This window comes from Mycobacterium sp. 1245801.1, assembly GCF_001673055.1.
In the GTDB taxonomy this organism is placed as follows: Bacteria; Actinomycetota; Actinomycetes; order Mycobacteriales; family Mycobacteriaceae; genus Mycobacterium; species Mycobacterium europaeum_A.
This window is the reverse complement of sequence record NZ_LZKY01000145.1, coordinates 1-6981: the sequence shown is the minus strand read 5'-3', so window position 1 is coordinate 6981 and position 6981 is coordinate 1. Positions and strand designations below refer to the sequence as shown.

10 protein-coding genes, 1 pseudogene and 1 riboswitch are annotated in these 6981 nt (G+C 69.5%); of the genes and pseudogenes, 3 read left to right on the top strand and 8 right to left on the bottom strand.

Translation table 11 applies throughout. The features are described 5' to 3' along the window. From A5622_RS08820 to A5622_RS08810, 3 genes are all read right to left on the bottom strand, one after another. Positions 1-857 (bottom strand): PA domain-containing protein (locus A5622_RS08820; protein ID WP_156748815.1); only part of this gene is annotated, 857 nt, incomplete at its 3' end. Positions 858-910: 53 nt separating this feature from the next. Beyond that, a complete protein-coding gene (locus A5622_RS08815; protein WP_066872434.1) occupies positions 911-1336 on the bottom strand; it encodes a DUF2752 domain-containing protein in 426 nt (141 codons plus the stop codon). Between the two features lie 18 nt (positions 1337-1354). Then, the gene (locus tag A5622_RS08810) at positions 1355-1702 is read right to left on the bottom strand and encodes a CD225/dispanin family protein (RefSeq protein ID WP_066872431.1); all 348 of its coding nucleotides are present in this window, start codon (positions 1700-1702) and stop codon (positions 1355-1357) included. Between the two features lie 335 nt (positions 1703-2037). Between A5622_RS08810 and A5622_RS08805 the strand changes: the two genes are divergently transcribed. Next, the gene (locus A5622_RS08805; protein ID WP_066877920.1) at positions 2038-2568 is read left to right on the top strand and encodes a serine/threonine protein kinase; all 531 of its coding nucleotides are present in this window, start codon (positions 2038-2040) and stop codon (positions 2566-2568) included. A 90-nt stretch (positions 2569-2658) separates the two neighbouring features. Then, complete coding sequence (locus tag A5622_RS08800) at positions 2659-3180, top strand: serine/threonine protein kinase (protein ID WP_066877919.1); 522 nt, start codon at positions 2659-2661, stop codon at positions 3178-3180. Between the two features lie 3 nt (positions 3181-3183). Here A5622_RS08800 and A5622_RS08795 read toward each other — a convergent pair whose 3' ends face one another. Genes A5622_RS08795 through thiO form a run of 4 tightly spaced genes read right to left on the bottom strand, consistent with a single transcriptional unit; the run spans position 3184 to position 5930 of the window. Next, positions 3184-3951, bottom strand: a complete 768-nt coding sequence (locus tag A5622_RS08795) for an SGNH/GDSL hydrolase family protein (protein WP_066877918.1) — start codon at positions 3949-3951, stop codon at positions 3184-3186. Then, positions 3948-4706, bottom strand: a complete 759-nt coding sequence (locus A5622_RS08790; RefSeq protein WP_066877924.1) for a thiazole synthase — start codon at positions 4704-4706, stop codon at positions 3948-3950. Before A5622_RS08790 ends, A5622_RS08795 begins: the two co-directional genes overlap by 4 nt. A gap of 7 nt (positions 4707-4713) precedes the next feature. Then, positions 4714-4911 carry a sulfur carrier protein ThiS gene (gene thiS, locus A5622_RS08785; RefSeq protein ID WP_066872420.1) on the bottom strand — a complete coding sequence of 66 codons (198 nt, stop codon included), beginning with the start codon at positions 4909-4911 and terminating at the stop codon, positions 4714-4716. Further along, positions 4908-5930 carry a glycine oxidase ThiO gene (gene thiO, locus A5622_RS08780; protein WP_066877922.1) on the bottom strand — a complete coding sequence of 341 codons (1023 nt, stop codon included), beginning with the start codon at positions 5928-5930 and terminating at the stop codon, positions 4908-4910. Before thiO ends, thiS begins: the two co-directional genes overlap by 4 nt. A gap of 1 nt (position 5931) precedes the next feature. Continuing rightward, positions 5932-6069: riboswitch (TPP riboswitch) on the bottom strand. 37 nt (positions 6070-6106) lie between these two features. Between thiO and thiE the strand changes: the two genes are divergently transcribed. Further along, positions 6107-6778 carry a thiamine phosphate synthase gene (gene thiE / locus A5622_RS08775; protein ID WP_066872416.1) on the top strand — a complete coding sequence of 224 codons (672 nt, stop codon included), beginning with the start codon at positions 6107-6109 and terminating at the stop codon, positions 6776-6778. Here the strand turns inward: thiE and A5622_RS08770 are convergent. Further along, positions 6750-6981, bottom strand: a pseudogene (locus A5622_RS08770) (DNA mismatch repair protein MutT); the annotation flags it as partial. The gene thiE and the pseudogene A5622_RS08770 overlap by 29 nt on opposite strands.

The following is a 6981-nucleotide window of genomic DNA, read 5'->3' as shown; positions in this document are numbered from 1 at the left end:
GCGGCCACGCCCGATCCGTTGTCGTTGATGCCCGGCCCGTCGGGAACGCTGTCCAAGTGGGCCCCGGCCATCACCACGTCGGTCGCCGACCCGGTCTTGGTCTGCGCAATCACGTTGCGGGCGCGGAAGCTTTGGACGCTCGCGTTGAGTTTGATGGTGGTGGGGCCGGGCTGGCCGCGCAGCTGCACCCCCACCGACTTGGTGACGCTCAGCACCGGAATCTTCACCTCGGTGGTCGGGCCGAGCGTGCCGCCCATCTGTTGTTCGTCGACGTTGTCGGCGATGATCATCGCCACGGCGCCGCGCTGTGCCGCGGCGTTTTCCTTCTGTGCGAACGGGCAGGTGCCGCGGTCCACCAGCACCACGGCGCCCTGCAGCGGCAGGGCGGCGTAGTCGGCGGCCGCGCAGCCCAAGTTGTCCGGCGGTGCGGCGAGGAGCGGCCCGCTCACGCCGGCCGGCGGGGTGCCCAGGCTGAAGTCCAGCGCGTGCGCCTCCACCGACTTGCCGCCGACGGTGAGCTCCGGCTTCTCGGCGTGGAACACGCGCGCCGAGAATTCCGGGGTCTGCACGTCAAATCCGCTGCCGCGCAAGACGTTCACCACATAGTCGACGCTGGCCTCGTAGCCGGGCGTGCCCACCGCCCGGGTGCCGTTGTTGGCGTTGGCGATGTCTTGCAGCTTGGTCAGGTGGGCCATCATCGCGTCGGTGGTGACCTTGTCGCGCAGGCCGGCGGCGAATTCGGCCGCGCCGGGGTGCGTTTGCTGCGAGTCGGACGACCGATGCGAGCAGCCGGTCGAGAACGCGGTCAGGGCGATCACGGCCAGCATCGCCGGAATCGTCGTGGATTTGTTCACCATCGCGCCCCAGGTTAGACCGCTGCCGAACCGGCCCGGATCAGGACACGGCGGTATCAGACATGCAGTGCGCTGAAGGGCGCAAAGGGGATGTTGCGCACCACGAACCAGGCCAGCACCAGCGACAGCGTCACGGCGGCGGCCCAGCGCCGGTGCTGCCAGCTGCGGATGCGCCGGCCCACCAGGCGCCCGTAGGTCCAGGAGAAGTAGGCCCACGCCAGCAGCGCGACAGCCGCCAGGCCCAACGCGTTGAACCTGGCGGCCGCCAACAGGTTGCCGTGCAAGAGCGAATACACCATCCGCAAGCTGCCGCAGCCGGGACAGTCGATCCCCAACAACGCCTTGGTGGGGCAGACCGGCAGCGGACCGTTCGGTGTGGTCGGGTCACCCGCCCAGATGGCGGCGCACATCAGCGTCGTGGATGCGGCCACGACCAGTGGCGCACCCAAGCTCGCGTGCGCCGCCCCCCAGCGGGTCACCATGATCGAACTCTAGAACCTTTAGAACATCGCGGCGAGTGCCGCGTTGGTGTCCGTGTTGAGCGCGCCGACCGCCATCAAAATGCCGTAGATGATGCCCACCACGATGCCGATGGCTACCGACCAGATCACCCATTTCTTGGCACTTTCGGCGGACGCCTGCGCCTCGGCATAACGTCCCTGCGCCCACAACCCATTGACCTGGCTCGACTTGACTATCGCCACGATTCCGAAGGGAAGACAGCAGAACAGGGTCGCCAGAATCGACCACACCAGATAGTTATTCGGCGCTTCGCCGGCCGGCTGCTGCGGCGGGTAACCGGGAGACGGCGGCGGGTAATTGGGCGGCGGAGGAGGGGGTTGTGTCATGGATTCTCCAGTCCAGAGAAGTTAGCTGACGTAAAGCGGTCTAACCATACCCGAGCGGACTCTGATCGGCACTAGCAATGCAAAATCTGGTTTAGGCCGGGCCGGGCGCAACGCGCCGGAGACGCCACCGCATTCACCGGGCGGCTCGATTACCGCCGGACTCAACATAATTCGCCAGCGGGCGGCGCAAGCCGCGCGGCACTATCATTTTCCTGGGCCTCTGCCCGTTGAGCCGACGAAGGATGCCTACACAGACAATTGCCTGCGGAACGTATTGCTTTACCACGACATAGACCTACTATCCGTGTTTAGAAGCCGCCGTTAAGGAGCCATTCATGTCTGATTTCAGCAACGTGCTGAGGGCAGCGGTCTTAACGGCCCTCATGGCCGGTTCGGCCTTAGCGGGCGGCATCACTGCGAGCGCGGACCCGGCCACCACCGGCAACCCGTCGGATATCAACGCGCTTGCGGCCTCGCTGTCGAAGGGCTACGGCCTGAACAACTGCACCGCCGGAAACATCGACCGCAGCACGCAACTGGCGGTACTCACCTGCGGGCAGAGTCCCGACCCGAGCGGCCCGGTTCAGGCCAAGTACGTCCTGTTCACCAACGCCGAGAACTTGGCCACCTCGTTTAAGGCCACCATCAAAGAGGACGTCCTGACCCCCTGCGGGGACGCCACCCAGTCGCCGTCGACCTGGCACAAGGACGGCGCCGCCGACAGCGCCGGTCAGGCGGCCTGCGGCACGTACCGCAACGGCGCCGAGATCATCTGGACCACCGACGCCAAGAACACGCTGAGCTTACTGCGCGCGTCCAACACCGACGTGGCCGCGCTCTACCGGTGGTGGCGCGCCAACGGGTGAGATTCGGCGAAGGGCCGCAACCGATTCAAGAACAGATGACCGAGAGACGTTCGCCCTCTTTATTTCCATCAACCGCAGGGAGTCAGGAAAATGTCACATCTCAACACCGCGCTGCGAGTCGTGTCGGCCGCAGCATTTACGGGCAGTTTGGCTTTCGCGGGTTGTGCCACCGCAACCGCCGAACCCAACACGGGTAACGCGGCGGACCTGAACACGCTGGCCGCCTCGCTGTCGAAGGGCTACGGCCTGAACAACTGCAAGTCCCAAGAGCTGACCGAGGCAGGCGAGCTGGCCGAACTGGTGTGCGGGCAAAGCCCCGACTCCAGCGGACCGGGATCGGGTGTCTACGCGCTCTTCTCCAACAGCACGAACCTGGGCTCCGCGTTCAGTTCTACGATCAAGGACGTGTCCCTGGCCGCGTGCGGGGACGCCGGGCAGTCACCGGGAACCTGGAAGCAGAACGGCCAGACGGGCGGCCAGATCGCCTGCGGCACCTACAAGAACTACGCGACGCTGACCTGGACCACCGACGCCAAAAACGTGTTGGGACATCTCACGTCGGCCAACTCCGATGTCAACGCGCTCTACCAGTGGTGGCGCACCAACGGCTGACGCTCAGAGCGCGGCCGCAACCAGATCCGCTACCGCCCGCATCCCGTCGGCGTTCGGGTGCAACGGAGCGGGGCGTCCGGGCAGTGACACACCCAAGCGGGTCGGCAGCGTCGTCCAGGGCTCTGCCGACCATGCGTGGTGCTCCCGGCTGGCCGCGGCGGCACGGATGAGTCCGCAGCCGGTCGCCGCGGCGGCATCGGCCGTCATCGTCTCCAGCGTCGCGGCCACGTGGCGACCAAGGTCGGCGTCGGCGCTCGACAGCGGCGCGGCCGGCACACCCGGCGGCGGCAGCATCGTCAGGTAGTCGACGAAGAATATCCGTGCCCCCGCGCACCGGTGGCGCACTTCCCGGCCGACCGCGCACAGCAATTCAAACACCGCGTCCAAGGCCGCATCTCGCGCTTGGCGGTCCAGCAGTTCGGTGATGCGGTCCCCCAGCAACGGCAGGTGCCGCAGTGCCCGCGGCAGCGACGCCGCCATCAGCAGCGGGATGTAGCCGACGTCGTTGCCGCCGATGGTGACGGTGACCAGACTTTCGGTGCCGTCCAGCGCGGCGATCTGGGGTGGCGCCCCGCGCTGGCTTTCGGTGAGCACGTGGGCGGTGGTCGCCCCGGAAAAGGTGACGTCGACCAGGTCGTAGCCGTGACGCTGCGCGATCAGGTGGGCGTAGTTGCGTGCGGATCGACCCGACCATCGCGGAGCCCCTGCCGCGCGGGGACGGATGCCCGGGCCCGCGGCCATCGAACTGCCTAGCGCCACATAACGATTCATTGACTTAGGCTGGGGCTGGAAGCCTGCGCCCAGAACCGCTTCGGGATCCGTCCGGCGCGGCGGGCCAGATACCCGGCCGTGACCGCGGCGGCCATCGCGGCGGCCATCGCCGCCGGATCGGCGGCCCGGGTCACCGCGGTCGCCAGAAGTACGGCGTCGCAACCTAATTCCATCGCCAGCGCGGCATCGCTGGCGGTTCCGATGCCGGCGTCGAGCACCACCGGAACGCCGGCCCCGGCGACGATCATCTCGATGTTGTGCGGGTTGGTGATGCCCAGGCCGGTGCCGATCGGCGAACCCAGCGGCATGACGGCCGCGCAGCCGGCGTCCTCGAGCCGGCGCGCCAGCACCGGATCGTCGTTGGTATAGGGCAGCACGACGAATCCGTCGTCGACCAATTGCTCTGCGGCCCGCACCAATTCGACCGCGTCGGGCAGCAGCGTGCGTTCGTCGGCGATCACCTCGAGCTTGATCCAGTTGGTGTTCAGCGCCTCGCGCGCCAACTGTGCGGTGAGCACCGCCTCGGCCGCGCCGCGGCATCCCGCGGTGTTGGGCAGCGGCGTGATGCCCAGCCGGTTGAGCAGATCGAGCAATCCGGTGCCGCCCTCGGCGTCGACGCGGCGGATCGCGACGGTGGTCAGTTCGGTGCCCGAGGCCACCAGCGCCTCTTCGAGCACCGCGAGGTTGCTCGCGCCGCCGGTCCCCATGATGAGCCGCGACGCGAAGCTGCGGTCTCCGATGGTCAGTTTGGGCATCTCGGACTTAGCCACCTTGCACCGCCGTCACCACCTCGAGCCGGGCACCGTCGAATAGCTCGGTGGCCCAACGGGATCGCGGTAGCACCGTGTCATCCATGGCCACGGCCACCCCGCGGTCCGGGAACCCCAGGGACTGCAGTAACGCGGCGACCGTGATGGGCGCGTCGACGTCGACCTTCTGTTCGTTGACCAGAACGATCATGGGTGTGCTCCCACCGGGGCCAGTTCGGACACGATCTGTTCTGCCGTCCAGGGCGCCAACAGGAATCCCGACCGGCCGTGGCCCGCGGCGACCAGCGTCCGCGCATCCAGGCGATGCACCAACGGAAGATTGTCCGGGGTCATCGGGCGCAGCCCGGCGGCGCATTCGGCCAACTCGTATTCGCCCAGCGCCGGCAGCACCGCGCACGCGTCGTCGAGCAGGTCGCGCACCCCCGACACGACCGGGGCCGTGTCGCGCCCGTGCTCGTACTGGGTGGCGCCGACGACCACTCCGTCCGCGCGGGGCACCAGGTACACCTGCCGTCCGTGCACCCGGGCGCGAATCACCCGCCGCGGCAACGGCATACAACCCTTGCGCCACCGCAGCCGCAGCACCTCGCCCTTCACCGGGCGCACCGGCAGGCCCGGCCACAACGCCGGCGCGTCGATGCCGTTGGCGATCACCACCGCGTCGGCCTCGACGCGCGACAGCTCGTGCACCGCCGGCGCCCACCGCACCCCGAGGCGCTCACACTCGGCGGCCAGCGCGTCGAGCACCGCGCGGTTGTCCACGGCCAGTTCGGTGGGCGCCCGGAAGCCGTGCCTGATGCCCTGCGCCAGCAGCGGTTCGACGTCGCGGGCCGCCGATTCCCAGACCACCGGGTGCCCCTGGCCGGACAACCAGTCCGCGACGGTGCGCAGGTCGGCGACGTCGGCGCGGTCGACGGCCACCACCAGCGACTCGCGCGCGGTGACCACCCCGGGCGGCAGCCCGTCGGTGAAACCGCCCTCGCGCCACAGCCGCAGCGATTCCAGCCCCAGCCGCAGCAACCGCTCCTCGCCGGGCCAGCCTTCGCTGTGCGGCGCCAGCATGCCGCCGGCCACCCAGGATGCGCCCTGGTGGTCGCTGCGATGCACCCGCACCGACCAGCCGGCCTGCGCGGCGCGGCGCGCCACCGCCAGCCCGATGACGCCGCCGCCGATGACGGCTAGGTACCCCGATGGGGGTCCCGAGGGCATCCCGGTCATTCTCGAGCCTCCCTTCGCCGGCATGATCCGGATCAGGTGTGACGGTAAGGGCAGGTCCGGGTGGCTCCGGCTGTGCCCACTCTCAGCCCCGCAGTCGCCTCGACTACCCGGGACTCCCGTGTCTGGTGGTTCTCTTCGGCTCCACGCTAGCGCGCTAGCGTCTCGGTGTGCATCAACCTCTTGCCCGGCTGGCCGCGGCGCGACTCTATCTGTGCACCGACGCGCGCCGTGAGCGCGGCGATTTGGCCGAATTCGCCGACGCAGCCCTGGCCGGCGGCGTGGACATCATCCAGCTGCGCGACAAGGGTTCGGCCGGTGAGCAGCGGTTCGGCCCGCTGGAGGCGCGTGAGGAGCTGGCGGCGTGTCAGGTCCTGGCCGCCGCGGCACGCCGGCACGGCGCCCTGTTCGCCGTCAACGACCGCGCCGACATCGCCCGCGCGGCCGGGGCCGACGTGCTGCACCTCGGCCAGGGCGACCTGCCGCTGGCGATCGCGCGCGACATCGTCGGGCCGGACGTGCTGCTCGGCTCGTCCACCCACAGCGCCGATCAGGCCGCCGCGGCCGCGCGCAGCGAAGCGGACTACTTCTGCGTCGGGCCGTGCTGGCCCACGCCTACCAAACCGGACCGCGCGGCGCCGGGCCTGCCGCTGGTGAAGGTGGCCGCCGGGCTGGGAACCGACAAACCATGGTTCGCCATCGGCGGCATCGACGAGCGCCGGCTGCCCGAGGTGCTCGACGCCGGCGCCCGGCGCATCGTGGTGGTGCGTGCGATCACCGCGGCCGCCGAGCCGCGGGCCGCGGCCACGCGGCTCAGTTCGGCGCTGGCAGCAGCGCGCTGATCCGGCGGGCCAGCTGCGAGGGCGCCCGGTCGGCCTCCGACGGGGGCCCGGGCATGCACCAGACGAAGACGCCGGTCTCGATCTCGATCGTGCGCGGCAGGTATCGCCGTCGCTCGTCGCCGTCGCCCAGCGGCAGCACCGCCGGCGCGGTGCGCAGCCGCTGCCAGCTGGCCGCGAAGCCCGGGTGCAGCGGCAGGTCGGCC

Excerpts from the sequence above, each read along its gene's own strand:
- A5622_RS08815 (WP_066872434.1), bottom strand. The coding sequence starts at position 1,336 with ATGGTGACCCGCTGGGGGGCGGCGCACGCGAGCTTGGGTGCGCCACTG.
- A5622_RS08810 (WP_066872431.1), bottom strand. The coding sequence starts at position 1,702 with ATGACACAACCCCCTCCTCCGCCGCCCAATTACCCGCCGCCGTCTCCC.
- A5622_RS08805 (WP_066877920.1), top strand. The coding sequence starts at position 2,038 with ATGTCTGATTTCAGCAACGTGCTGAGGGCAGCGGTCTTAACGGCCCTC.
- A5622_RS08800 (WP_066877919.1), top strand. The coding sequence starts at position 2,659 with ATGTCACATCTCAACACCGCGCTGCGAGTCGTGTCGGCCGCAGCATTT.
- A5622_RS08795 (WP_066877918.1), bottom strand. The coding sequence starts at position 3,951 with ATGAATCGTTATGTGGCGCTAGGCAGTTCGATGGCCGCGGGCCCGGGC.
- A5622_RS08790 (WP_066877924.1), bottom strand. The coding sequence starts at position 4,706 with ATGCCCAAACTGACCATCGGAGACCGCAGCTTCGCGTCGCGGCTCATC.
- thiS (WP_066872420.1), bottom strand. The coding sequence starts at position 4,911 with ATGATCGTTCTGGTCAACGAACAGAAGGTCGACGTCGACGCGCCCATC.
- thiO (WP_066877922.1), bottom strand. The coding sequence starts at position 5,930 with ATGCCCTCGGGACCCCCATCGGGGTACCTAGCCGTCATCGGCGGCGGC.